Origin of the sequence: Thermosipho japonicus (genome assembly GCF_014201655.1) — a bacterium.
GTDB lineage: Bacteria > Thermotogota > Thermotogae > Thermotogales > Fervidobacteriaceae > Thermosipho > Thermosipho japonicus.
Genome location: NZ_JACHEX010000001.1, coordinates 448,508 through 474,451, shown reverse-complemented (window position 1 = coordinate 474,451; position 25,944 = coordinate 448,508). Strand labels below are relative to the sequence as shown.

The following is a 25,944-nucleotide window of genomic DNA, read 5'->3' as shown; positions in this document are numbered from 1 at the left end:
TTAATGTATGTTTTTATACATTTCTGATTGCTCAATTAAGCTTGTAAAACCGGCACTTTTGAGTGCAGAATATAGGGGGTCATTTTCCGGAACAGAAGTTGCAGAAATTATTTTGCAATTTGTCTCTCTTACAAGGTAGTCAACAGCAATTTTTGCAAAAATTTCCCATTCATTATTATGCTTGGTTCCCAAATCTACTATATATGTGCTTTTATCCTCGTTTTTACCCCAGACCAAATATCCTTCTTTTCCATTATGAACCAGCTTTACATAATTGTATCTTCCATCGGCTAATAACAAAGTAATTGGCTCTCTTTGCCAATTAGTGGTTCTGCCGGAGATTTCAAGATTTAGTGATAAAGTATAGACGTACCTTGGTTCAACTTTTATTGCTCTATATTCAATATTTTCAGTTTTTAAATCTTTGTTTACAAGCAAATGTAATTTTCTTTTTTCTCTAAATCCATGTTTTTCATAAAATCTATATGCTCTTTTGTCTTTAGTTATAACTTCCAGTAGGATTTTTTTGATACCTTTCCATTTCAGATAATTTGTTGCGTGTTCCAAGATAAATGAGGCTGTACCTGTACCTCTTTCTTCTTTTACAACACCCATTGCGTCTATTCTTGCGCGGTCTCTTCTAATACTGTTTACAATAAATCCTACGGGTTTTTCACCTTTAAAGAAAATAAAACTATCTTCAAGTGAAATAGAATTTTCCCGTGCATCAAGCTGAAAATTTATTACGTTCCAATTTACTGGTACAGTATAGTCTTCGAAAACTTTGTTAACTAAGTTTACAAAATCGATTAAGGAATACTCATTTAAAGTAAGTATTTTGAGATTCATCTTATCCCCCCTTGGAATAAAACTCTAAAATGCTTTTGACCATATTTTCATCGATTATTCCAATTACTGCAACATTTTCCATACCTGTTGCTTTAGATATAGTTTTTTTATCAGAAAATTCAATTAATGGAACTTTTGAAATATCACATCTTATTTTAATATCTTTTTTTACTCTTTCTCCTGTGTCTTTTGCCATAATTATTAATTTATTTTTCAGTTTTGGATTTTTTATATAATCTCTTATATTATCTTTTCCATATACCAATTTTTTTGCTTTTGATGCAAATCCAAGAAGTGTGAGTATTTTTTGTTCGTTCATGTTTACACCTCCATTGTGTCTGAATCCACACAAGCATAAGCATTGTGATTATGAATAGATTCAAAACTTTCAACTTCGACTTTAAACCATCTAATTTTCTTATTTTCCTTTATTGAGAGCGCGATATCCCTTGCAACATCTTCTACAAATTTTGGATTTTCATATGCTCTTTCAGTAACATATTTTTCGTCAGGTCTCTTGAGAAGGGTAAAAAGCGGCACACTTGCAGAACTTTCTGCTAATTCTATCAAATCTTCAAACCAAATAAGTTCACTTGTTTCAACTTCAATTCTTGCAAGAGCCCTCTGATTGTGAGCGTTATATTTACTTATTTCTTTTGAGCAGGGGCATAGTGTTTGAATGGGAACTTCTACAACGATGTAGAATTCATATTGTTCGTTTGTATCATATGCCTTAAAGCCACATTTGTATTCCATATAGCTTTCAATTTTTGTTACCGGTGCCTTTTTTTGTAGAAAGTAGGGAAACATTATTTCTATAGAAGCACTTTGGGCTTTAAGTGTCTTTTTTAGCTCATCCAAAATTGCCTTTATGTTTTTTGGATCGATTTTAAGGTGGAATTTATTTAATACTTCTAAAAATCTACTCATGTGTGTGCCACGAAAATCTTTTGGAAGGTCAACATACATATTTATTTCAGCTACAGTATGTTGATTTTTATTTTTTTTGTCTAAAACGACAACTGGATATTTTAAGTTTTTAATACCTACGTGTTTTAATGGTACATTTCTTTCATCTCTTTCGCTTTGAACGTCCCTCATACCTACTTCCTTTCTAATAGATATTTTAATTCGTCTAAATTGTTGTTTTCTATGTATTCTTTAAACCTAAGGTCTTTATTTACGTACATTTCATACGCTTTATTTAATTTTTGCGAATATTCAAGTTTGTTATCTAAACTTTTTAAATGAAAAAATGTCAGTAAAAACAAAAAGGCAAAGATGGTTGCAAGTATTAGGTAAAATCTTTGCATAAACTCACCTCTACTTTTGTTTATTTCAACACAATTATATAACATCTTGCCAATTTTTATTAGTTAACTTTCCTTTTTTATTTTAACATAATTTGTGTTAAAATAATTTAAGAAAGAAAATTGTGAGGAGGGATTTGATGTTAAAACTTGCTATACAGAGGTCTGAGCTTGAAAAAAAGATTTCTGTTGCTGCCCAAGCAGTGGGTTCAAAGACAGTAGATCCTATTTTACAATGTTTGCTATTTAAAGTTGAAGATAATTATTTAAATATCTATTCTACAGATATGCAGACATTCGTTGTTTCAAAGCTTAATGTACCTGAAGTAGAAGGTTCAGGACAATTTGCAGTTGATGCAAAACTTTTGGAAGAAATTGTAAAAAATGTTGATAATGATCAAATTATCTTGAATTATGACAATGGTAAATTAAATATTAAAAGTGGGAAGAGCTCTTTTAATATAGCAACTTATTCTGAACCAGAAAAATTTCCAGGTATTGAATTAGAAAACACAGGTATAAAATTTGAGATTGAAACTTCTATTTTGCAAGAAATGATTGATCGAGTAATCTTTTGTGCATCTACTGAAAGTGCTATGAGAGCGCTTAACGGGGTGTATTGGGAACTGAAAGATAATTATTTAAGACTTGTTGCAAGTGATGGTTATAGACTAGCTCTTGTTGAGCAGAAAATTACAGTTGATTCAGATATAGATTTTATTTTGTCACTAAAGAGCATGAAGGAATTAGAAAACTTGATTAAAGAAACAGATGAACCAGTTTTGACTATAAATTTTGATCACAAAAAACTTGCTGTTAATGCCGGAGATGTAACAGTTATAATGAGAGTTGTAGAGGAAGTATTCCCGGATTATAAGCGCGTGCTTCCAAAAGCATTTAAATCTAGAATAGTTTTTAATAAAGATCAATTTTTGGAGAGTTTAAAAAGAACAATGATCATTGCAAAGAGAGGAACGGATAAAGTTCAGTTAAAAGTTTTGGATGATACATTGGAACTCAGTAGTCAAAGCCCTGAATATGGAGAAGTAATAGAAGAAATTCCTATAGAAAAAGAAGGAGAGGATATTACCATTAACTTTAATCCAAGGTTTTTAAATGAAGCGGTTAAAAAGATTGAGGAAGAAGAAGTTGTTTTTAACTTTGTTGATGAACTAAGCCCAATGCAGATAAATTCTAAAAATGTTGGGGAATATCTTTATATAGTTTTGCCTGTTAGGGCATAAGGAGGAGTCAAAAAAGTGAAAAAAGGCTTTACTTTAATAGAACTTTTGATTGTTTTAGCTGTTATTTCTGCATTACTATCTGTTGCAACTCCAGTTGCGCTTAGATCAGTAGCAAAGGCAAAGGCAACTCAAGTTGCAATGAATTTGAGAAATGTAGATAGCGCTCTTGAACAGGCTTTGCTTTTATATCCTGACGAGTTTAATCCTACGGTATTGTCAGGAAAAAATATACTTTTTGAGCTTTACAATAAAGGATTTATTGATGTTGATTTATCTACAAAAGGATATCAGATAGTTTATGATGATAAAGATAAAAAATATTTGATAAAGTATACTAATAATGATATCGATCCATTACTTGTGAAGAGCGCATATCCTGTTGTAAAACAAAATGATGATGGGGAGTTGTATGTGGAGGTTAATTTTCAATGATAGAACTTTTTAGTGTAAGTAAAAGATACAAAAAAGATTGGGTTGTAAAAGATATTAGTTTTTCAGCTTTGGATGGAGAGGTTATTGGGATTATTGGTAGAAATGGTTGTGGAAAAAGTACAATTTTGAAAATGGTTGCTGGGATAATAAAGCCAACGAAAGGTAAGATAAAGCTAAACTCTAATTTAATATCTTATATTCCTGAAAAACCAGTTCTTATCCCTGAATTAACACTTGAGGAAAATATTGGCTACTTTGCAAGTATACGTAATGTTAGCAAGGAAAAGATTGATAAAGAAATAGAATATTTTCAGCTATCATCACATTTAAAGAAAAGGCCAATGGAGCTTTCAAAGGGCTTGCAACAAAGATTATCAATGGCGATAGCACTTTTGATTGATCCTGATATTGTTCTTCTTGATGAACCAACTAGTGGTCTTGACGCAGAATCAAAAAAATTAATTTTGAATAGGATAAAAGAATTAAAGATGAATAAAAAAACAATATTGTATGTGACCCATGATGATGAGGAGATCGAAAATATTTGTGATAAAGTGTTAATATTAAACAAAGGTGTAAAGGTATTCTTTGGATCGGTCGAAGATTTTTGGATGAAGTATGAAAGATTTGTTTATGTTACCCTTGCAAAGGATAAAGCAACAAAACTTGTGAGAATAGAAGATTTAAAAAATTTTGAAGATATAGTTCATATCAGAAGTGTTGGGATTAGAGAATATTTGGGAGGATTAGAAAATGAAAAGTAATGAAAAAAATGTAAAGTTAACAAAAATTTCTGACGAAGAATTAAAAAATTTTTTAGATATGAAATTTAAAGATTTTTCTGCTGAAGAGGTAAATTTTGATTTGTTTAAAGATGGAGTTAATGCACTAACCTTTCAAATTGAATTTGAGGGAGATGGTACTGGAATTGCACAATTTTACGATATAGATTGGATTAATCGAAGTGCTTGTATAAGGATTTTTTGGGATGAAGCTATTGAAAATGATGTTGAAATTAAAGTTGTAAGGTTGATGTTAAAATATGCTTTTGAAGTTTTGAATTTAAATAGAGTTTATTCAAAGGTGGTTGAGTATAAAAAAGATACTATTTCTGTATTAAAGAAATGTGGATTTTTACAGGAAGGTGTGGAACGTCAGGCGAGGTTTTTCAAAGGAAAGTATTGGGATGTGTTGAGGTTTTCAATGCTTTATGAAGATTATTGGAGAGCAATAGAAGATTTAAAATAGGCCAATTTTGGCCTATTTTTTTTTGAAGATATGTTATAATTATCTCAGGGTGGTGTTAATATGAAGAAAATGGCAACTTTTTTTGATGAAGGGGATAATGGAATTGTCTGTAGACTTTGCCCTAGGCATTGTTTTTTATCTGAGGGACAAATTGGATTTTGCAAAACAAGAAAAAATGAAAATGGAATACTCTATACAATAAATTATGGTGAGATTTCATCAATTGCAATGGATCCAATAGAAAAAAAGCCTTTATTTCACTTTAAACCAGGAAGCGAAATTTTATCTATAGGTTCATGGGGATGTAATTTTTCATGTGGTTTTTGTCAAAATTGGGAAATTTCTCAAGTAAAACCCGCTGTTAAAACTGTTACGCCTTCGCAAATTGTGGAAATAGCAAAAACAAGAAACTCAAATGGAATTGCTTATACTTATAATGAACCTATAGTAAGTTATGAATTCGTTCTTGATACATCTAGAATAGCACATAAAGAAGGATTATACAATGTTCTTGTTACAAATGGGTATATTGAATTTGAACCTCTAAATGTTTTACTTCAAAGTATTGATGCCATGAATATTGATTTAAAAGGGAGTAATGAAGAGTTTTATAAGGAAATTGGAGGAAGTTATAGTCACGTTTTAAAGGTTATAGAAACTGCAAAGAATCGAGGAATTCATGTTGAAGTTACCACACTTGTTATACCTACGAAAAATGATGACGAAAAAGAACTTATTCAAGAATTTAAGGATTTAGCAAAAATTGATAAAGATATACCTTTGCATCTTTCAAGGTATTTTCCGGCATATAAATATGAAATATCGCCCACACCTATTGAAACCTTGGAAAAATTATATAGTATTGCAAAAGAGTATTTAAATTTTGTTTATATTGGTAATATCTTCGATCCAAGATATGAAAGTACTTTTTGTCCAGATTGTGGAACACAATTGATTTACAGAGAAGGTTATAATGTTGATATAAATAACATTACAGAAGGAGGATATTGCAGAGTATGCGGAAGAAAAGTAGTGGTGACATAAATAAATTAACAAAATTATCTTTGGTATCTACAATATTAATTGTAGTAATTGTTGCAATTATTCTTGTTGTTGCAGTATTTTTTAAACCAAACATGAAGTATGAAACTTTTGAGACTTTTTCTTTGGGGACTTACGTTCAACTTAGGATTTCTACTAATGTAAATCCATCTGTTTTATCAAAAGAAATATTTAATGAGCTTGATAGAATAACCAAAAAATTTGATGCGTACAGTGAAGATTCAATTATTTACAAAATAAATCATAGTAATGATTGGGTAGAGGTTGATGATGAAACTTTTGCAATTTTGGATCTCTCACTTCAATATGCAAAAAAGACAAATTTTGCATTTGATCCAACTCTTGGGAGAGTAATTGATTTATGGGGATTTTCAAAATTCTCTGAAAAAGAGGATAGTAGTTTAGTAGTTCCTAGAAAAGAAGATATAGAAGAAGTTTTGAAGCTTTCAGGTGCAAAGCTTGTAGAAATTGATTATAAAAGGAAAGCTGTGAAAACAAACGGAGTTTGGTTTGATCTGGGAGGAATTGTAAAAGGATATGCACTTGAGAGGGCTTATCAAATTGCAAAACAAGCAGATCCAAATTGTACAGGTTTTATTGAAGCAGGTGGAGATATAAGAATACTTGGACCAAAATTTGGTAAAGAATATTGGATTATAGGTATAAGAAATCCAAGAGGTAATGATAGCATAGACTATATATATTTGAAAAGCGGGGCAGTAGCAACAAGTGGAGATTATGAAAGATATTTTATCGTTGATGGGAAAAGATATCACCACCTAATAGACAGTAAAACAGGATATCCTGCAGATAGTGCTATTAGTGCAACGGTTATATCTGATGATGCAATAAAGGCTGATGTATTTTCGACTGCAGCTTTTGTGTTAGGCAAAAAAAATTGGATTTATACAAGGACTATTATTCCAAAGTATGATTCTGAAGTATTTTTAGTTACACCTGAATTTGAGTATTTAAAGACTGATGGCTTTGAATATTATGAAAAAACATATTAAGGAGGTTGTCTGATGAAGAAATTAAAAAGCTTTGGTGGAAAGAATCTTTCAGGTAAGTCTATGAATCAACTACAAAAACTTCAAGAAGAGATGCAAAAAAAACTTCAGGAAGTTGAAGAAGGATTTTCAAATGTAGAAGTAGAAGTTAGTGTTGGTGGTGGAGCCATTAAAATTTTAGCAACAGCTGATAGAAAAGTTAAAGATATTGAAATTGACGAGGATTTATTAAGTGATGGTGAAACATTGAAGGATTTATTAACAGCTGGTATTAATGAGTTGATGGAAAAGATAGAAAAGATAAGGGAAGAGGAAATGGCAAAAGTAACTCAAAACTTGTTACCATTTGGCTTTTGAGGTGAAATTTTGAAAAGAGAAAGCTTTTATTATCTTATATTTGTCAACGTATTAATACTTTTTCTAATCGAGATATTTAAGTTTTTTATTCCAAATGAGGCTGTATTATATCTTATGTTTGGAGCGCAATATGGACCTCTTGTTTCACATGGACAATGGTTTAGAATAGTAACCTCCATGTTTGTTCATGGAGGTTTTATTCATTTAATATTTAATATGTATGCACTGTTTTTTCTTGGTAGAATTGTGGAAAATGTGTATGGAACTGAAAAATTTTTGACGTTTTATTTTTTAAGTGGAATTGTAGGAAATTTAGCAACTCAAATTTTTTATTATAACTCATTTTCCGTGGGGGCCAGTGGAGCAATATTTGGTCTAATTGGTGTTTTATTTGCCGCAGGTTTTAGGAGGGATACTCCTTATTCACTAAAGCCTATTACTGGAAGTGCACTTTTGCCAATGATTATTATTAATATTATTTTCGGTATTATGCCGGGAACTAATATTAATAACGCAGCACATATTGGTGGATTTTTAACTGGGATGTTATTGGGATATGTGATTCCACTATATGATTATTCCTGGAAGGTAAGAAAAATTTGGAAAGTTATAATGTGGATTTTAATTTTGGTTGTTGTTGTATCATATATTTCTCTCATAATTTGGGGAGTGATAGGATGAAAAAAATTTTTTTGTGGTTTTTTTTCGTATTGCCATTATTTTTGTTTTCTGAGGTTGTACTAATTTATCCGAATTATGGAGTGTTAGTAAAACAGATAAAAAACGGAGAAGTTATACCTTCTAATTGGGAAATTTTGGGCATGGAATCATCTTGGTACGTTAAAACATATGAATATGTTGAAAAAGTTAAACTTGTTGAAGATGAAGATTTTGTATTAAAAGACTGTGAATTAAGAGATGGGATTTTTATTAGTAAGGATGGTAAAAAATATAAGTTTATTAATGATAGACTTTTTGAAATAATTCAAGAAAATAATGAAATCAGAAGAATATTTATAGATTCAAGCCCTTCTACAGCAACATTTACGATTGATGGTGGTTTTCAGTTTTTCTATATATTGAAAGAAAATGAGATGTATCAATTTCTAAAATTATATGCAGATATTGACGAAGGTTTTGTAATAGTAGTTTCAGAGCCAGAAACTAACTATTATACTACATCAACCCGTGCTATGCTTTATGAAAAAGAAATCTACAATGTGCAAGGCAAAAAGATTTTTACTCTTGGAAATATGAAAGATTTAAAAAAGAGAAAAACAATCCTTATGGATAAATTTTCGATTGAAAGAAAAGATTACAATTTTGTATCAATAAATGGATATAATTCAGTTGACTGGCAGCCATGTCAAAGAGTTGTATATGTTAAGTCTCCAAAACAAATTCCTTCTGGTCAAGTTCAAATTTGGTCGAGTTTATCGGGAAAAGAAGTTCCAATAGATACTACAATAATTAAAGATGTTGATGAAGAAACGGAGATTTTCCTTGGCCCGTCGTGGGAAAATTGGTATAAATGGAGTCTAGATAGCTCAGTTGCATTTGCAAATAAAAGAAAAATTACGGCTACTTTGTATTTGAAAGGAAGAGGTGAATATAAAATAAGAATAAATGGAAGAAATATTAATAATCTAAAAACAAATGCTAAAATTGTTGAAAAAAAGCAAGACTATGTAATTTTATTATCGCATAACACACAGACAATACATATTGAATATGATGAGGATAGGGATTAATTTTTCATGGCGATGCTGTCAATAAACACTAATGTATCAAACACTCTAAGATAATATTTATCACTGTTGTTCCAAAAATTTAGAGCCTTTATTATGTTGTAATTTGTAATGTTTTTCATGATGAGGTATAAATATCTATAGGCTATCCTTATTTGAAGAGCTGGGAATTTAATTAGATCATCGTGTGATATTTTTGAAAGAATATGTTTTATTTCCGGGAAAAATAGTGCAACATAGTCGGTTGCTGATTCGTGTAATTGGCAGTAACCAACTGCGTGACCACTATCACCATACAAATTTTTAAATCCACTTTCTGAGACTATAACTGCCACAAATACTTGATAAGGAACTTGTGGAAATTTTTCGTATTCTTCAGCAACTGTTTGTGCAATTACTTTTGCTCTCTCATCGTTTACTCCATAGTATTTAGCAATTTTAAAAGTATAATTATATGCATCTGTGTAAAGATTACCAAATAATATACCTGCACTTAGAATTAATAAAAGGGTGAATAACAATCTATTTTTCATAGTTTCTACCTCCATTTAATTTTGTTATTGCAGAGTAATTATAATATAAAATAGATTTACAATTGTTTATATAAGAAAACAAATTGAGAACAATTTAAATACAAATGTTAACTAAAATGGCGGAGAGGTATGATATAATTAAGATATGAAAAAAATAATAACAATCTCACTTATTTTTGTTGTCGTTTTGTTACATGCAGCTCATTTAGTTGAAGTAGATACAGTTACATCAACAGGGGTTATCTTGATTGTTAAACCCTATTATGATGCATCGCAAAAACCAAAAGTTTATCTTTATGGACCAACAGGTTTTATTAGGGCAAAATATAAAGGTGATGACTCTTATGGATTTGAAGATGGACTTTTTAGGTGGGTTATACCAATAATAGTTGGTAAAAATAAATTTGGGCAGACTGTTTTTGGTACAATATCAGGTCCTATATTAGATCTGTATCAATATAAAAAGAATATTTCGATTAAAGTAGTAACTAATCCTGAAGATTTATCTTTAAATGTGAAAGTTTCTACAGATTATCAGCTTATTTCTGGCACGATTGATGGAAAAAATATGATTTTGTTTAAAACAAGTAAAGGATATGTATTATATACGAAGGAAAAGAGAAATGAATTAAAAAATGTACTTTCGCTAAAAATAAAACTTCCAAGTGGAAAAATCAAAACAATTTCGTATGATTTATTTACTTTAAATGGTTTTACTACGTATTTACGAGGGAATTTTACTCCGTATGTGTCAACTATAATTGCTACTCATATTGTTCAAAAAGGCGAAACATTGTGGGAAATTGCAAAAAAATATGGTGTGAGGACAGCAGATTTACAGATAATTAATAACCTTGAAAATCCTGATAAGATTTATTCAGGTATGAGGTTGAAGATAGGGACAGTGCAATTTACCGAAGGGTTGACTAGTATTGTTGTTAATCTTTCAACATCGAGATTGGCTGTTTACTATGCAGGAAAACTTGTAAAAGTTTTTCCAGTAGCAATAGGTAGAAGTGATTCTATGCCTCCTGGGATATACTGGATTTTAAATAAACAAATTGATCCAGCATTATACTGGTATGGAGAGTATATTCCACCACGTTCCCCAATTAATGGTTTAGGTACTCGTTTTTTACAACTTTCAAATCCAACCTACGGTATTCATGGAACAACTAAGCCTTGGGAAATTGGAAGGAGAATATCTCACGGTTGTGTAAGGATGTTTAACTTTGATGTAGAAGTATTGGATGCATTTGTGGACTTGGGTAGCCCTGTTTTAGTAATAAAAAGTTTTGAGAATTTTCCTGAAGACATTTCACAGATACCAGAGTTTTTATCATTCAAAGAGAAAATAAAAAATAAGGAAGGTGAAAGCTCATGAATATTGTAATAACGGGTTCAAATAGAGGTATAGGATATGCATTATTACAGGAATCTTTAAAAAGGGGTCATTTTGTTATAGCTGCTACTAGAAAACCAGAAATGATAAAAATTGATAATAATAAGGTTAGTATTTATTTTCTTGATTTACTTGATAAAGATTCAATTGAAAAATTTGTTGAAACACTTTCAGTAAAAGTTGATGTTTTGATTAATAATGCAGGAGTTTTGTATAAAGATAGTTTTGAAAACCTTGAATATGATTATTTTCTTAATACATTCAAGGTAAATGCTTTGGGACCTTTATTTTTGAGCCAACGGCTATATAAATCTGGTAAATTAAAAAGTGGCGGGAAAATTATAAATATTAGCTCAATTCTTGGCTCAATAGCTCTTTTGGGAGGTACTACAAGTTACTCTTATTCAGTTTCAAAGGCTGCTTTAAATATGGCTACAAAGTTACTATCAAGTAAGCTTAAGGATATTAAAGTCATATCTGTACATCCTGGATGGGTAAAGACAGATATGGGAGGAAAAGAAGCTCCTGTAATGCCTGAAGAGTCTGCAAAGGGAATTATAGATATTGTTGAAAATGTAGAAGAGAGTGGAGTCTTTTTGGATTATACGGGGCAATCACTTCCATGGTGAGGCATACTTATTAAAACCACTGAGCTTCTTGGTTCTGCAGTATAAACAAATCCAACTTGCTTGGGTGAGTCTAGAAAATCGTACGGTGAAGGTTTAGCTGTATCTACAACTCTATACCATGTCTTCCCATGTAGAATTGGAAGTGTAAAAGTTAATGGTTCTCTCCACTGATTTAGAATGACAAATATGTCATTATCTTCTTTTGCATCTTTACACAAAAAATCGCTACCGCTTATCATGAAAGCTATTGAGTGTGAATGATATCCCCAATCAGGTTGGAAAGGTTTTACACCATGCCAAGAAATATCTGCTATACCATCTCCTGTAAGATCTCTACCGGTGAAGAAATGTTTTCTTCTTAATGCATGATGTTTTTTTCTAAATTCAATCATTTTTTTGAAAAATCTAAATATATCTTGGTGTTTTTCTTTAAAAGTCCAATCAAGCCATGTTTTTTCATTATCTTGACAATATGCGTTGTTGTTTCCATATTGTGTTCTATAAATTTCATCACCCATTAATATCATGGGAGTTCCATGTGATACCATTAGAATGGTTATAAAGTTTTTCACTTGTCTTTTTCTTATTTCGTTAATTTTAGGATCATCAGTTTCTCCTTCAACTCCATAATTATAGCTGAAATTTTCATTGGCGCCGTCTTTATTATTTTCACCATTTTCTTCGTTATGTTTATAGTTGTAACTTACCAGATCTCTCATTGTAAATCCATCATGGCATGTAATAAAGTTTATACTTGCGTGCGGTCTTTTTTTACTGTAAAGGTCTTGACTACCAGTAATTCTTTTTGCAAGTTCTACTAATACTCCTTCGTCTCCCCTTACAAATTTTCTTACCGTGTCTCTATATTGTCCATTCCATTCAGCCCAACCTTCTGGAAATTCCCCTAAAAAGTAACCACCGGCAGCATCCCAACCTTCTGCAATTAGTTTTAAACCATGCAATATGGGATCTTCGGCTATATCTTTAAGGAGTGAAAAATCTCCAATCCATCTTCCGTCTGGGGTTCGACCTAAAACGGCTGCCAAATCAAATCTAAAACCATCTACATGCATTTCAGTTGCCCAGTATCTTAAACTGTCTATAATAAGTTCTTTAACTACTGGATGATTACAATTTAAGGTATTTCCACATCCTGAATAATTAAGATAGTATCTTTTGTTATTAGGATCAAGCATATAGTAGATTTCATTATCAAATCCCCTAAAATTTAATGTGGGGCCTAACTCATTTCCTTCACCAGTATGGTTGTATACTACATCCAAGATCACTTCAAAACCATTTTTGTGAAGTTCTTTTACAAAGTCTTTAAATAAGAACACCTGTTCACCTAATTTAAGACCAACAGAATAGTTTCCAGTAACGGCAAAAAAACCGAGGGGATTATATCCCCATATATCCTTTAGTCTTTCGCCAGTGATTGGATTTATCCTATCTATTGAATTAACGTTAAATTCAAAAATAGGCATTAATTCAATGGTTGTTACCCCCAATTCTTTCAAGTGGTCTAGTTTTTCGATTATTCCCAAAAATGTTCCAGGGAATTTTACCTTTGAAGTGGGACTTATCGTAAAGAGCCTTACGTGCATTTCGTATATTATAGTGTCTTCCCATGGAATATGAAGTTGTTTATCGCCTTTCCAATCATATTTTGAATCATCTATTACAATTGATTTTGTTGGACTAATTGCCGAATCTTCTTTAGAGAAAGAAAGATCTCTTAATGGTGAATTTATATCGTAACCGTATACAGAAGAAGAATCCCAATCAAAGGAACTAGAAATGGCTTTTGCATATGGATCAACCAATAACTTGTGGTGGTTAAATCTTTTTCCATTTTCTGGATCATATGGTCCGTATACTCGCCAACCATAGTATTGGCCATGACCAACTCCATATACATATATATGCCATATATCTCCCGTTTTATTGTAATTAGGATCAAGTTCAAATCTATGTGAAGGTGTTGCATCATAGTAGTTTTGATATAATTCTAGTACTACTTTTTCTGCATGACGTGAAAAAACAGCAAAATTAACCCCGGTGTCGTCCGGGGTTGCACCTAATCTTGGATATCCTCTTTTTGTTTTTAATTTAACACTTGAATCAGGGTTATTATATTGCAAAGGATAGTCTGCCATATTACTCGTAAATTATCTCATGAGAAAATTCTGGTACAACTTGTTTGAGCATTGCTGAAACTGCACAATATCTTTCCTGTGAAAGATTTACAGCTTTTTCAACCTTATCTTTTGGAGGTTCACCATTGAATTTAAATAAGTATTTTAAGTGTATTTTAGTGTATACTTTTGGATGTTCTGTCGCCAATTCATATTCTACTTCCAGTCTAAATGATTCAAGAGAGTCTATAACTCTCATTTTTCTTAGCAAAGATACAACATCCATGCCGGTACAGCCCATAAGAGAGTATAGAATAAGTTCTTTAGGCCTTGCTCCGGCATCTTTACCACCGACAGTATCATTTGCATCGAGAATTAAATCATGCCCTGAAGTAGTTTTGCTGTAGAATAGCATTCCAGAATACCAGTTCATTGATGCGCTTGGCATAGATTTTCACTCCTTTCAAAAATATTATACCACCATTTTTCCTGATATAATCAAAATACCAAGAATTATTAAAAAAACTCCACCAAATATTTTTAAAATCTTTTCCCATTTAGGTGTTCCAAAACCACCTGTAAGTAATTTGGATATTGGTGCGCCAATTGTCAAAAAAGGTAAAGAAATACCCAAAGAGTATACAAATAGAAGAGCCCCACCCTTATACGGGTTGACGGTTGTTGCTATAGTCAAGATTGATCCTAAGATTGGACTGCTACATGGAATCCAAATTAAGCCTATAGCTGCCCCCATAAGTATTCCAGTTAAAAGACTACCACCTTTAAAATTCCAGACATTAATTTTCTTTGGTTTTACTATTTCTTTATTAGACATATATAGTATTCCCATTACAATGATAATTGTACCTAAAATATAATTTATAACTGTTCCGTATTTTGAAAAGAAAATTCCAAATACAGAAGAAAAAATACCAATAATTGAAAAAAATATTGAAAAACCAATGAAAAATCCAAAAAGCTTTAAAAATTTATTTTTTGCGGTAAACAAAACACCTAAAAAGGCAGGTATTAAAGGCAGAACACATGGGCTAAAAAATGATAATATTCCATGCAAAAAAGCGATCCAAATACTTACGTCTTTATAAAACATATATTAACCACCTACTCATTTACAAAAAGAATTCTAAAGGCACCTGATTGTTTTAATTTTTCTAAATCTTCATTAGAATAAACTAGGTAAACAGTACCTTTTTCAATTTTTTGATCGCTTGTATATTTTTTTGCATTTTTGTCGTGTGCTAATACAAAATCAGCATCGTTGTTTGATATGTTTATAACCTTTGTTTTAGGATTGAATGATTCTTTGTTATTAAGAAAGGTTTGAAAATCCTCTCTATAGTCTTCGTATACGTATTTAAGTATGTAATTTAAAGCGTTTAGAAAATCTTCAAGAGGCATAAATCCAGGTACCATTGTTATACCAGCATCTTTATACCAAAAGACAAATGTAGGAGTTCCTCTTACACCGAAAGCTCCAAAAAGTTCATTGTTGGTATATTCATTTTCAAGGAATGTTGTTTTATTGTTGTTCGACTCAACTTTTACAAAGGTGTAGTATAATTTTAAAAGTTCTTGAAATTTTTCATCAGAAAGTACTTCTGATTCAAATTTTTTACAATAAACACAACTTGGTGAAGAAAAGTATATTATTAATGGTTTGTCTTCAATCACTGAAATTTTGTGTGCAATCCCTAAATCATACATGGTATAATCATACGAAAAAGAAATCATAGCAGCTAATACTAAAAAGATAAAGATAAATTTTTTCATATTTTAACCCCTTTTCACTTTTAATTTTTTCATCCCGATTTTTTTGAAAAATTTAATTAAAGGGCAGTTAAACTTAAATTTAAAAGCCATATATATCACCTCTTTAATTTTAAAAAGGCAGGTGTAACACCTGCCTTGATTAATTTATACCTAGTAACCTATCAATTTTAGCTTTGTCAAAACCGACTACTACTTGATTTCCAATCTCAATGACCGGTACGCCCAATTGTCCGCTCTTTTTATACATTCTTTCTGCAGCTTTTTGATCTTTTGATACATCGTATTCTTTGAATTTTAATCCAAGTTGTTTAAAATAATTTTTTGCTTTTCTACAATAAGGACAGGTTGGAGTTGTATAAACAACTATCTTTACGTGTTGCATATCTGCCACCTCCAATTAGAAATATTTTTTAGCGGCATGTTCTACTGCAATTGCGCCATCTGCGGCAGCAGTAACAATTTGTCTAAGATTCTTTTCTCTTACATCACCGACTGCATATATTCCTGGTACATTAGTTTCCATGTTTTCGTCTGTTTTTATGTAACCGTATTCATTTATATCAACAATGCCTTTTAGTAGATCGCTTTTTGGTACAAGACCAACGTATATGAATACACCTTCTGCCTTTATAACTGTTTCTTCGCCAGTTTCATTATTTACTACAACAACCTCTTCTACTTTATCTTTACCTCTAATTTCTTTTACAAGTGAGTTTAAAATAACCTTTACGTTTTTGTTTTCTAACAATCTATCTTGGAGAACTTTTGCAGCAGTAAGGTAAGGAAGATTTTGAACCATTGTTATACTTTTTACCATCTTTGCTAAAAAGTGTGCTTCATCACATGCACTATCTCCACCACCGACAACAACAACATCTTTACCTGAAAAGAGATAGCCATCGCAAGCTGCACAGTATGTAACACCTTTTCCTCTGAATTTTTCTTCACCAGGTACTCCAAGTTTTCTTGGAACAGCTCCAGTTGCGTAAATTAATACCTTACCTTTGACCTTTTTACCATTGTCTAATTCAACATATTTATATTCATTGTCATATGATATTTTTAATACCTCTGCTGTAATTATTTCTGCTCCAAATGTCTTTGCATGTTCTGCAAATTTTTCTCCTAATTCGCCACCTTCGATTCGTATAAAACCTGGCCAATTTTCAACAACATGTGTTTGTGTAACAGCACCGCCTTCAAGTGCCTTTTCAAATACAGCTGCGGAAAGTCCAGCACGTCCTGCATATATAGCGGCTGTTAAACCAGCTGGTCCTCCACCTATTATTAAAATATCGTAATAATCTTTAGGTCCTGTGGATATATTTCCTAGATCAAAGTGAACCATATTAGTTCACCTCCTTATTTAATTGCTTTCAAGACTTCTTCAAGATATTGTGGTTCTGGGTATGCCCCTATGAAGAATGTATTTGGATTTCTATTAATTACAATGTGTGGAACTGAAGAAACTCCAAATTCATTACTTAAGTCAAAGAATTCGTTTGCTTCAATCATTTCTGCTTTGATAAGTGGATTAACAAGTGCAAAGTTATGTGCTGTGAGAACTGCACGTGGACAGTATGGACAAGTTGGAGTTACAAAAACACTGATTTTAACTGGTTTGTCAATTGCTTTTAGTTTTTCAATTGTATCTGGTGAAAGTTCTGGTTTTGCACCTTTTCCAAAAGTAACTATATCCTGTACTAAAGTACCAAATTCGTGACCTGATGGAATTCCATAGAATCTTACACCTTTATCTTCTCCATCTTCTAGTGTAAGAATAAGAGCAGGAGTCATCTCAACTTCATATTTTTCTGCCAAATCTGCGTTTTCTTTAACGTTGTACTTTTCAATGATAATTTTGTCAGAAAGTTCTTTAAGTTCATCTAAGATTTGCTCTTCAAGATCGCAGTACTCACAGTTTTCTTTCGAATCTCCGAAATAAATGAGTTTTACCTTGTTTTCAAGTTCCTTTGAGAATAAGTCTGTTAAATATTCCCTGTCTTTTGCTGATAAAAGTGCCATAAATAAACACCTCCAAAAAATTTTTTATTATTTTCCCATCTTGGGTACAACCTTATTATACACTATATTATTAAAATTAGTCTAAACTTAATGTAACATTTTCAGACAAATTTTGTCGGAATTAAACTACCAAATATATAGACTTGATTTCTGGAAAAAAGTTCTAAGTTAAATTTACAATTTGAGTTCTTTAGAATTGAATTTTTTATATAATTGTGGTAATATAATTGATGCAAGGAGGCGTGCACCGAACTGGCTAAGGGGCCGGTCTCGAAAACCGGTGGGCAGCAATGCCCTTGTGGGTTCGAGTCCCACCGCCTCCGCCAAGTTAGAAGGCAGGTTTTCCTGCCTTTTTGTTTTTGTAGTATAATTGTTTTTGAAGAATAAAAAAATGGAGGAATAAATATGGAAAAGAAGATTAGCAGTAAAGAGATATTTAAAGGTTCGCTATTACATGTAAAAAAGGATGAAGTGATGCTAGAAAATGGCAGAAAAAGTTTTAGAGAATATGTTTTGCATCCAGGTGCAGTTGCAGTTGTTCCAGTTTTGGACGATAATAAAGTTGTGCTTGTAAAACAATTTAGATACCCTATTGGTAAAGAGCTTTTGGAAATTCCGGCAGGAAAATTTGATTTTAAAGATGAAGATCCATTGGAATGTGCCAAAAGAGAATTAAAAGAGGAAACTGGGTTTGTTGCAAAAGCTTATCTTTATTTGGGATATATTCACACAACCCCGGGATTTTCAAACGAAGTTATACATCTTTATCTTGCAAGAGATCTTGAAAGTGGTCAGTCTAGCCCAGATGAGGATGAAATAATTGATGTCCAAATAGAGGATTTTGATACAGTTTTGCAGAAATGTATAAATGGTGAAATAACAGATGCTAAAACTATAGCAGGTATTTTTAAAGCATATTTTATGTTAAGGAGTGAAAATAATGGTTAAACTAAATATTAATGGAAATTTTGAAACATTTGAATCTTCAAAATACAAAAATTTTGGAGAACTTTTAGATGAAATTGTAAAAAAATATAAAGGAATGGTATTAAAAGAAGTAAAGATTAATGATAAAGATGTACCAATAAATAGAATTGATGAGCTTAGAGATGCAATTTTAGATGAAGATTTAGAAATAAGCGTTCAATTTGTTCCATTACAAGAATTTTTTATATCAACATTAACGGATGTGGTAGATTATATTTCTAACATAGAAAAACTTCTTGAGAAAGTTTCTTCTAATGTTCTAGTTGGAGAAAGTGAAGGGTTTAATAATATTAAAGATTTGGCAGAAGGAATCTCAGCTATGGAAAATTTAAGAGTTAATTCTATAAAAATGACGGGATATGCACCTTCAGATTTTGAGAACAATATAGATGAAAAACGGATTACCGAAATACTTACAGACTTTGTTACGGCTTTAGAAACTAGAGATTTGATAGAATTATCCGATCTTCTTGAGGAAAAAATTCCACTTGTATTGGAGTATTATAGAAATTATTTTATGAATGTATTAAATGTATTAAAACAGAATAATTAAAGGAAGGTGAAACAATGGATTATACAGAACAAATGGTAAAAACCGCAAGTCCAGCAAAATTAATAGAGATGTTGTATCAAAGAGCAGTAGAACTTTTGGATATGGCAGAAAGAGATGTTAAAAATAAAGAGTATGTAAAAGCAAATGAAGAAATTCAAAAATGTCAGGATATTATTACTGAATTAAACCTGTCTTTGGATCTTGAAAAAGGTGGAGAAATTGCAAAAAATTTAAGAGCATTGTATACCTATATGTTTAAAACTCTTGTTGAAGCAAATACGAAGAAAGATGTTAAAAAGATTAGAGAGGTAAGAGGTTATTTAAGTGAGCTTCTTGAAACTTGGAGAGAGGCAATGAAAAATGTTGGTAATACTGCAAGTAAAGTTCCTGATCCAAATAGGCCAAGGTTGAATGTGAGTTTGTAAAAAGGAGTGAAGCCATATGAAGTTATTATCCAATTTGTTTTTTGTGGGGGCAACGATAGTTTTCTTGATTTCTATAATATTTTTTGAGATAGGACTTAGGGCGATGAGAAGAGAAAATGAGAAAAAGACAAAAGAAAGTAATAGATTAGGAATAAGGTTTTTGATTTTGAGTGGAATTTTATTTGGACTTTCCGGATTAACAGCATTTTTTGTGTAGAGTAAAAAATGGAGCGCATTTTGCGCTCCATTTTGTTTACATAAGATGAACTATTATACCACTCTTTAGTTTTGGTTCAAACCACGTTGATTTTGGTGGCATTATTTTCCCTTCATCTGCTACTTGAAGCAGTTCTTCTATTGACGTTGGATAGAGAGCAAATGCAACTGTATATTCTCCACTGTCAACTAGTTTTTGGAGCTCTTCAACTCCTTTAATACCTCCAACGAAATTAATCCTTTTATCAGTTCTTGGATTTTCAATACCAAGAATTGGGTTTAAAAGATTATCTTGCAAGATTGCAACATCTAAGGAAGATACTACATCATTTTTATCAAATGTTCCTTCCTTTGCGGTTAGCTTGTACCATTTTCCATCTAGATACATTCCAAATTCATGTTTTTTTTCAGGCTTAAATGGAGAGTTTGGAGCATCTTCGATATCAAATTTTTCTGAAACTTTCTTTAAAAATTCTTCTTTGGAATTTCCGTTTAAATCTTTAACTACTCTGTTATAGTCAAGAATGTGAAGCTGACTGTGTGGAAATAATACTGCTAGGAAGAAATTGTATTCTTCTTCACCGGTGTGATTTGGATTTTCTTTTGCAAGTTCTTCAGCAGCTCTTGCAGCAGCAGCAGCTCTGTGGTGACCATCTGCTATGTAGAAAGCATCTACACTTTTGAATGCATCAACGATTTCTTTTATTTCATTTTCGTCTTTTACTACCCATAAAGTGTGGTGTATGCCACTTTCATCGGTGTAATCATATTCTGGCTCTTTTGTAGTGTGTTTAATGATTAATTGATCTATTTCTGGTCTTGAGCGGTACATTAGAAATACTGGTCCAGTGTGTGCTTGCATTAATTTGACGTGTCTTGCCCTTTCGTCTTCTTTATCTTTTCTAGTAAGTTCATGTTTTTTTATTTTTCCTTCTCTATATTCTTGAGTTGAAAAGGTTGCATATATACCTATCTGTGAATATCCTTTCCATTCTTCTTTATAAACATAGATAGCTGGTTTGTCTTCAAGAATCATAACTCCTTCTTTTTGAAAGTTTTCTAAAACTTCTTTACCTTTTAGTATTACTTCATCTGAGTGCGTGTTGACTTCTCCATCAAAGTTTATTTCTGGTCTTGTAACTTTGTAAAATGTATAAGGGTTTCTTTCAGCTTCTTTTCTTGCCTCTTCAGTTGAAACTACGTCGTATGGTTTTGCAGCAACCTTATCTATCATGTCTTTTCTTGGTCTTAATCCTCTAAATGGCCTTACTACCATTTTTCTACCCCCTTTGTAATTTTTTCAAAATGATTTTAACATATGGGAATATGGCTTTCAATTTTAAAAAAAGCTAAAATAAAATAATGAGTTATTCATATCACTTGAATCCTTTTTTATGCTTTTTTATAATCAAAAAAAGGTCCTAGTTTTTAACTAGGACCATCCAAATTTATATCTTTCCCTCTTGTACCAAATAGCATGCAACATAATGGTTATTTCCTATATCTTTTAGTTGAGGGTGTGGTTCATTTTTACATTTTTCCGTTCTAAATGGACATCTATCATAGAATCTGCAGCGAGGGAGTGGATTTATTGGTTTGCTAACGCTACCAATTATATTTGGTTCATCTTTTTTATGTTCAGGATCAGGTACTGGCACTGCTGTAAGAAGTGCTCTTGTATAAGGATGCATTGGATTAAAAAGTAACTCTTCTGTTTCAGCATATTCTACTATTTTTCCTAGATACATTACTGCAATTTTATCACACATGTATCTTGCCACGGCAAAATCGTGAGTGATATACAAATAGCTCATGTTGTATTTTTCTTGCAAATCCATTAATAGGTTCATAACTCCTGTTCTAACAGATACATCAAGCATTGAAGTTGGTTCGTCTGCCACTATGAATGTTGGGTTTAGTACCAGAGCTCTAGCTATTGCTACTCTTTGTCTTTGACCTCCTGAAAGCTCATGGGGATATCTCCATAGAAAACTTGAAGGTGGTGTAAGTCCAACGTCTTGAAGCAATTTTAAAACTTTCTCTTCTCTTTCTTTTAAATTTCCAATATTGTGGATGTTAAGTGGTTCAGCAATAATATCAAAAATTGTCATTCTTGGATTTAGTGATTCATATGGATCCTGAAAAATCATTTGTACCTTTTTATGATATTCAAGCTTTGATTCATATTCACTAATTTCTTTTCCATCAATATAGACTTTTCCGTCGGTTGGTTTTTCAAGACCTACGATTACTTTTCCAGTTGTAGTTTTTCCACATCCTGATTCACCGACAAGCCCAAGTGATTTTCCTCTTTTTATTTCAAAAGATATATCATCAACAGCGTGCACATAATGTTTTACACGAGAAAAAAGACCTCTATCTGCAGCAAAGTACTTTTTTAGATTTTCAATCTTTAAAATTGTATCAGTTTTATAGATTGTTTTTTGCATTATCTCTCACCTCTTTTGTTAATGGATACCAACATGCAACATAATGACCTTTTTCAATTTCCCTGTATTCAGGTTCTTCTTCTTTGCATTTTTCTGTTGCAAAGGGACACCTTGGAGCAAATCTACATCCTTTTGGAGGATTTAAAAGATTTGGAGGTTCTCCTGGAATAGTTAAAAGTTTTTTCTTTTCTCCAATTGTGCTTGGAAATGCGTTCATCAATAAGAAGGTGTAAGGGTGCATTGGATTTTTAAAGATTGTGATTGAATCTGCAAGTTCTACAAATTTGCCTGCATACATAACAGCTATTTTATCACTAACTTCCGCAATTACGGCTATATCATGAGAAATATAAATCATTGCCATATTAAGTTTTTCTTGAATTTTTTTCATTTCTTTCAATATTTTATCTTGTACGATAACGTCCAATGCAGTTGTTGGTTCATCTGCAATTATTACTTTTGGATCACAAGATAAGGCAAGTGCAATTACTGCTCTTTGCTTCATTCCACCACTGTATTGATGTGGATATTGTTCCATTCTTTTTGGGTCAAGACCTACCAGTTCAAATAATTCTGCGACTTTTTCTTTGGCTTCATCTATTGTTTTTTCGGGATAATGTGTTAGTATAGCCTCGACAATTTGATCACCTACTTTGTATACAGGGTTTAATGAATTCATTGCAGCTTGGAAAACCATCGCAAGACCTTTCCATCTATATTTTCTCATTTCATTTTCTGGTAATGAAACTAGGTCTACCTTTCTTCCATTATCATCTTCAAAGAAGACACTACCGCCTCTGAATTCTCCATTTTCTGGAAGGAGTCTTAACATTGTCATAGAAACGGAAGTTTTTCCACAGCCAGATTCACCGACAATTCCTAAACTTTCTCCTCTATCTAAAGTGAAACTGATTCCATCAACTGCTTTTACATATCCCATTTTTGTTTTATAGTGCATTTTTAAATCTTTAACTTCTAATAATGCCACGTAAATCACCTCTTTCTAAGTCTTGGATTTACAATTTCTTCCAGACCTCTACCCAAGAAATAAAACCCTGAGCAGAATATTGTAATTATTAAACCGGCTGGGACCCATAGCCACCAATATGAACCTATATTGCCTGATGATAGATAACCAGAAGTCCAAGCAGTATTTATCATGATACCCCAACTAATTCTTATTCTTAGAAGGCCAAAGAAACTCAAAGAAGCTTCTGAAAAAACTGCTCCTGTGACATTAAACATCATGTAAAGGAAAGAAAGTGGCATAACATTAGGAATTATATGGTTAAAGATAATATATCTGTTTGAAGCTCCGGCAACTTTTGCAGCTTCTATGTAAGGTTTTACTTTAATTGTAAGTGCCTGAGCTTTTATAACCAATGTAATTCCTCCAAAACCACCTAAAAGTCCAAGAATTAGAGCTAGCCAGAAAAGATTGAGTTTGAAAAATCCAGAAAGTACTATTAAGAATGCAATACCAGGGAATAACAACATTAAATCTGCAAGTCTCATGAAAAAAGTATCAATAAAACCACCATAATAAGCAGCAGTTGTTCCAATAATGGTACCTATAGTTACGGTAATGATTGCTGCCAAGAAGCCGAGCATAAATTCACTTGGGGTACTTCTCCAAAGTTGCATGAATATATCTCTACCACCTGGATCTGTACCAAGTATGTGCCATCTGTTTGGTGGTAAAGGATGTTGTATGCCTAATTTGGATGCAAGAGCAAGATCGTTATAAATGCTTACAACTAGTTCTTTTGCTTCTTTTTCGGATAAATTAAGCGGTTGATTTAGGTAATTTAATGCTTCTTTAAAGTCATTGTTTGAAGTCAAAATATCTGAATATTTTTCTTCCCAGTATTTTCTACTGTTTTCAGATAGATTATTTGTATATTCTTTTATTATTTGTGAGAGGATGGTTTTTGATATTATCTTATCTTCACTATTTGTTAATAACTTTATATGGTTTGTTACAGGTGAATGATTCTTTAATTTTTCAACAATATCTATTCTTCTATAATTAGCATCACCAGCACTTTCTAAATTTTCCACTATAAGATCAAAGTGTTTTGTGTTATATGTTGCAAGTGCTAGAAGGTTTATCATTGGATCATCCAATGCAGGAATAAGTTTTGTAAAGTCTAATGACAAATATATTTTTGGAATATTGATCATGTTTAATGGAATATTGGTTATTTTACTTACAACTGATAACATGTATGTTCTTGAATTTGCAACAATTTTAAATAGATTTTCTTGTTTTTTCCTAAAGCTTTCAAGTATTTGTGGATAATCAGAGAGATTATCTTCTAATTTTGCTTTAATACTTGGAGAAAGATCAAAGGTTATAATTGCAAGGTTTATTCCAGAAATATTGTCAAGGAGTTTTGCTGGTTCTTTTAAATTGAATTCTAATCCTAATTTTGAAAATTCTTTTGAAAGTTCTTCGAAATATTTTGTTATTCTGTTTTTATTTGATTCTTTGTTTTCTGTAACGCTGAGGTCAGGAATTTTAGAAATTGCAAAATCTAATAGATTTTCATACTTGGTATTTTTAAACATTTTAATTGTTTCATCATAATTATTGTTAATTTTTGATAATGTAAGAATATCAACTAAAGTATTGAATACAGTTGACTTAGCAAGATCAACTATAGGTATTTTTTCAAATTCTATTGTTGATTCAAGATCAGATTGATTTGAAACGGATACTTGAACTTCTATTATTTTTTCTCTTGCAAGGTTAGAAATAGCTTTGTAAATTTTATTTTGTGCTTCTTTGATCTCTTCATTGGAATATTCTTTGTAGAGTAATTTTTTAAAGAGTTCTCTTTTATCCTTTCCGGCAGTAATTTTAATCCATAGTGAAATAGTTGAAATTTCTTTTTCGCCTTTGTATGGAGATAATGCACTTGCCAGAGTTTCTATATCTAATTTTTCAAGCAATTTTTTAAATGAAGTTAGTGAGAATTTTTTTCTATCACCTATTTCGATCACTTGTGCAATAGGCTTTATTGTTATTAAATCATGTTCAGCTAATTGATTTACTTGAGTTTGAAATCTTATTCTTTCTTTCATAGGAAAGTAATTATCAACAATTGAATCAAGTACGTGCCTAAAAGCTTGTGCATAATCTAAATTTACGAATTTTCTTTGTGCTTGATCTATTTTTTGTTCTATCTGCTTTTTAAATTCTTCCCCTTGATCTAAGAAAGAATATGTAAATATTATTGACGGAGGAATTTCTATTCCTTTTATAACATTTTGTGGTGACATGTATTTTGAAATGTATGATATATCATGGATTCTAGGATCTGTCCCAGTAACTGGATTGTATATACTGTGGTCAACAAATTGCCATGCAATTGGGTAGGAAATTGCAAAAAGACCAAATATTATAATAATGCTTAAACCAAAAACCCCCATCTTATTTTCTTTAAATAGTTCCCAATTCTTTTTAAAGTTCTTTAAAAATAACTTTATTTTTATTTTGGTGATTGATTCATTTGCCATCTGCTTCACCCCT

The 25,944-nt window shown here is 31.6% G+C and carries 31 protein-coding genes and 1 tRNA gene; 16 read left to right on the top strand and 16 right to left on the bottom strand.

What is annotated here, in order from left to right:
- From HNP65_RS02610 to HNP65_RS02595, 4 genes are read right to left on the bottom strand one after another with little or no spacing between them, the layout of a single operon-like run.
- Positions 1-849, bottom strand: coding sequence for a GNAT family N-acetyltransferase (locus HNP65_RS02610; protein ID WP_184618813.1), 849 nt, complete (start codon positions 847-849; stop codon positions 1-3).
- Between the two features lies 1 nt (position 850).
- The gene (locus HNP65_RS02605; RefSeq protein ID WP_184618812.1) at positions 851-1,168 is read right to left on the bottom strand and encodes a L7Ae/L30e/S12e/Gadd45 family ribosomal protein; all 318 of its coding nucleotides are present in this window, start codon (positions 1,166-1,168) and stop codon (positions 851-853) included.
- A gap of 2 nt (positions 1,169-1,170) precedes the next feature.
- Entirely contained in the window at positions 1,171-1,950 is a 780-nt protein-coding gene (gene folE2, locus HNP65_RS02600; protein WP_184618811.1) for a GTP cyclohydrolase FolE2, read from the bottom strand.
- Positions 1,951-1,952: 2 nt separating this feature from the next.
- Positions 1,953-2,162 (bottom strand): hypothetical protein, encoded by a 210-nt coding sequence (locus HNP65_RS02595; RefSeq protein WP_184618810.1) that lies wholly within the window; start codon positions 2,160-2,162, stop codon positions 1,953-1,955.
- Positions 2,163-2,299: 137 nt separating this feature from the next.
- Between HNP65_RS02595 and dnaN the strand changes: the two genes are divergently transcribed.
- Genes dnaN through HNP65_RS02550 form a run of 9 tightly spaced genes read left to right on the top strand, consistent with a single transcriptional unit; the run spans position 2,300 to position 9,263 of the window.
- The gene (gene dnaN / locus HNP65_RS02590; RefSeq protein WP_184618809.1) at positions 2,300-3,403 is read left to right on the top strand and encodes a DNA polymerase III subunit beta; all 1,104 of its coding nucleotides are present in this window, start codon (positions 2,300-2,302) and stop codon (positions 3,401-3,403) included.
- 15 nt (positions 3,404-3,418) lie between these two features.
- Positions 3,419-3,835, top strand: coding sequence for a prepilin-type N-terminal cleavage/methylation domain-containing protein (locus tag HNP65_RS02585; RefSeq protein ID WP_184618808.1), 417 nt, complete (start codon positions 3,419-3,421; stop codon positions 3,833-3,835).
- Positions 3,832-4,599, top strand: coding sequence for an ABC transporter ATP-binding protein (locus HNP65_RS02580; RefSeq protein ID WP_184618807.1), 768 nt, complete (start codon positions 3,832-3,834; stop codon positions 4,597-4,599). The genes HNP65_RS02585 and HNP65_RS02580 overlap by 4 nt, the downstream gene beginning before the upstream one ends.
- Complete coding sequence (locus tag HNP65_RS02575; RefSeq protein WP_184618806.1) at positions 4,589-5,083, top strand: GNAT family N-acetyltransferase; 495 nt, start codon at positions 4,589-4,591, stop codon at positions 5,081-5,083. The genes HNP65_RS02580 and HNP65_RS02575 overlap by 11 nt, the downstream gene beginning before the upstream one ends.
- 60 nt (positions 5,084-5,143) lie before the next feature.
- Complete coding sequence (gene amrS, locus HNP65_RS02570; RefSeq protein ID WP_184618805.1) at positions 5,144-6,127, top strand: AmmeMemoRadiSam system radical SAM enzyme; 984 nt, start codon at positions 5,144-5,146, stop codon at positions 6,125-6,127.
- Positions 6,100-7,158, top strand: coding sequence for an FAD:protein FMN transferase (locus tag HNP65_RS02565; protein ID WP_184618804.1), 1,059 nt, complete (start codon positions 6,100-6,102; stop codon positions 7,156-7,158). The genes amrS and HNP65_RS02565 overlap by 28 nt, the downstream gene beginning before the upstream one ends.
- Before the next feature lie 12 nt (positions 7,159-7,170).
- Entirely contained in the window at positions 7,171-7,512 is a 342-nt protein-coding gene (locus tag HNP65_RS02560; protein WP_004101751.1) for a YbaB/EbfC family nucleoid-associated protein, read from the top strand.
- A gap of 9 nt (positions 7,513-7,521) precedes the next feature.
- Complete coding sequence (locus HNP65_RS02555) at positions 7,522-8,193, top strand: rhomboid family intramembrane serine protease (RefSeq protein ID WP_184618803.1); 672 nt, start codon at positions 7,522-7,524, stop codon at positions 8,191-8,193.
- On the top strand, positions 8,190-9,263 hold the full coding sequence (locus HNP65_RS02550) for a hypothetical protein (protein WP_184618802.1): 1,074 nt from the start codon (positions 8,190-8,192) through the stop codon (positions 9,261-9,263). Before HNP65_RS02555 ends, HNP65_RS02550 begins: the two co-directional genes overlap by 4 nt.
- On the opposite strand, the gene HNP65_RS02545 is transcribed toward HNP65_RS02550, so the two are convergent.
- Positions 9,260-9,793, bottom strand: a complete 534-nt coding sequence (locus HNP65_RS02545; RefSeq protein WP_184618801.1) for a hypothetical protein — start codon at positions 9,791-9,793, stop codon at positions 9,260-9,262. The two genes, HNP65_RS02550 and HNP65_RS02545, sit on opposite strands and share 4 nt — an antisense overlap.
- A gap of 145 nt (positions 9,794-9,938) precedes the next feature.
- Between HNP65_RS02545 and HNP65_RS02540 the strand changes: the two genes are divergently transcribed.
- Together HNP65_RS02540 and HNP65_RS02535 are read left to right on the top strand one after the other, a co-directional pair.
- Positions 9,939-11,177 carry a L,D-transpeptidase family protein gene (locus HNP65_RS02540; RefSeq protein WP_184618800.1) on the top strand — a complete coding sequence of 413 codons (1,239 nt, stop codon included), beginning with the start codon at positions 9,939-9,941 and terminating at the stop codon, positions 11,175-11,177.
- The gene (locus HNP65_RS02535) at positions 11,174-11,824 is read left to right on the top strand and encodes an SDR family oxidoreductase (protein ID WP_184618799.1); all 651 of its coding nucleotides are present in this window, start codon (positions 11,174-11,176) and stop codon (positions 11,822-11,824) included. Before HNP65_RS02540 ends, HNP65_RS02535 begins: the two co-directional genes overlap by 4 nt.
- Here the strand turns inward: HNP65_RS02535 and glgX are convergent.
- From glgX to pdo, 7 genes are all read right to left on the bottom strand, one after another.
- Positions 11,797-13,983, bottom strand: coding sequence for a glycogen debranching protein GlgX (gene glgX / locus HNP65_RS02530; RefSeq protein ID WP_184618798.1), 2,187 nt, complete (start codon positions 13,981-13,983; stop codon positions 11,797-11,799). The two genes, HNP65_RS02535 and glgX, sit on opposite strands and share 28 nt — an antisense overlap.
- A gap of 1 nt (position 13,984) precedes the next feature.
- The gene (locus tag HNP65_RS02525; RefSeq protein ID WP_184618797.1) at positions 13,985-14,410 is read right to left on the bottom strand and encodes an OsmC family protein; all 426 of its coding nucleotides are present in this window, start codon (positions 14,408-14,410) and stop codon (positions 13,985-13,987) included.
- A gap of 24 nt (positions 14,411-14,434) precedes the next feature.
- Entirely contained in the window at positions 14,435-15,073 is a 639-nt protein-coding gene (locus HNP65_RS02520) for a cytochrome c biogenesis CcdA family protein (RefSeq protein WP_184618796.1), read from the bottom strand.
- A gap of 11 nt (positions 15,074-15,084) precedes the next feature.
- The gene (locus HNP65_RS02515; RefSeq protein ID WP_184618795.1) at positions 15,085-15,753 is read right to left on the bottom strand and encodes a thioredoxin family protein; all 669 of its coding nucleotides are present in this window, start codon (positions 15,751-15,753) and stop codon (positions 15,085-15,087) included.
- 139 nt (positions 15,754-15,892) lie between these two features.
- Positions 15,893-16,135, bottom strand: a complete 243-nt coding sequence (locus HNP65_RS02510; protein WP_126992723.1) for a glutaredoxin family protein — start codon at positions 16,133-16,135, stop codon at positions 15,893-15,895.
- Between the two features lie 15 nt (positions 16,136-16,150).
- Complete coding sequence (gene trxB, locus HNP65_RS02505) at positions 16,151-17,101, bottom strand: thioredoxin-disulfide reductase (RefSeq protein WP_184618794.1); 951 nt, start codon at positions 17,099-17,101, stop codon at positions 16,151-16,153.
- Between the two features lie 14 nt (positions 17,102-17,115).
- Entirely contained in the window at positions 17,116-17,778 is a 663-nt protein-coding gene (gene pdo, locus HNP65_RS02500) for a protein disulfide oxidoreductase (protein WP_012580196.1), read from the bottom strand.
- 236 nt (positions 17,779-18,014) lie between these two features.
- Here pdo and HNP65_RS02495 point away from each other — a divergent pair.
- From HNP65_RS02495 to HNP65_RS02475, 5 genes are all read left to right on the top strand, one after another.
- Positions 18,015-18,104 (top strand) — tRNA-Ser (locus tag HNP65_RS02495).
- A gap of 79 nt (positions 18,105-18,183) precedes the next feature.
- Positions 18,184-18,726, top strand: a complete 543-nt coding sequence (locus HNP65_RS02490) for an NUDIX domain-containing protein (protein WP_184618793.1) — start codon at positions 18,184-18,186, stop codon at positions 18,724-18,726.
- Positions 18,719-19,318, top strand: a complete 600-nt coding sequence (locus tag HNP65_RS02485; protein WP_184618792.1) for a hypothetical protein — start codon at positions 18,719-18,721, stop codon at positions 19,316-19,318. The genes HNP65_RS02490 and HNP65_RS02485 overlap by 8 nt, the downstream gene beginning before the upstream one ends.
- Positions 19,319-19,332: 14 nt before the next feature.
- The gene (gene fliS / locus HNP65_RS02480) at positions 19,333-19,743 is read left to right on the top strand and encodes a flagellar export chaperone FliS (protein WP_184618791.1); all 411 of its coding nucleotides are present in this window, start codon (positions 19,333-19,335) and stop codon (positions 19,741-19,743) included.
- A gap of 16 nt (positions 19,744-19,759) precedes the next feature.
- Positions 19,760-19,960, top strand: coding sequence for a hypothetical protein (locus tag HNP65_RS02475; protein ID WP_126992727.1), 201 nt, complete (start codon positions 19,760-19,762; stop codon positions 19,958-19,960).
- A gap of 36 nt (positions 19,961-19,996) precedes the next feature.
- On the opposite strand, the gene HNP65_RS02470 is transcribed toward HNP65_RS02475, so the two are convergent.
- The 4 genes from HNP65_RS02470 to HNP65_RS02455 all read right to left on the bottom strand — a co-directional run bounded on the left by HNP65_RS02470 (position 19,997) and on the right by HNP65_RS02455 (position 25,931).
- Positions 19,997-21,235 (bottom strand): DUF1015 domain-containing protein, encoded by a 1,239-nt coding sequence (locus tag HNP65_RS02470; protein ID WP_184618790.1) that lies wholly within the window; start codon positions 21,233-21,235, stop codon positions 19,997-19,999.
- Between the two features lie 172 nt (positions 21,236-21,407).
- Positions 21,408-22,409: an ABC transporter ATP-binding protein gene (locus HNP65_RS02465; RefSeq protein ID WP_184618789.1), complete on the bottom strand. Its 1,002-nt coding sequence runs from the start codon at positions 22,407-22,409 to the stop codon at positions 21,408-21,410.
- A complete protein-coding gene (locus HNP65_RS02460) occupies positions 22,390-23,397 on the bottom strand; it encodes an oligopeptide/dipeptide ABC transporter ATP-binding protein (protein ID WP_184618788.1) in 1,008 nt (335 codons plus the stop codon). Before HNP65_RS02460 ends, HNP65_RS02465 begins: the two co-directional genes overlap by 20 nt.
- A gap of 5 nt (positions 23,398-23,402) precedes the next feature.
- Complete coding sequence (locus HNP65_RS02455) at positions 23,403-25,931, bottom strand: ABC transporter permease (protein WP_184618787.1); 2,529 nt, start codon at positions 25,929-25,931, stop codon at positions 23,403-23,405.
- Positions 25,932-25,944: the final 13 nt, after the last annotated feature.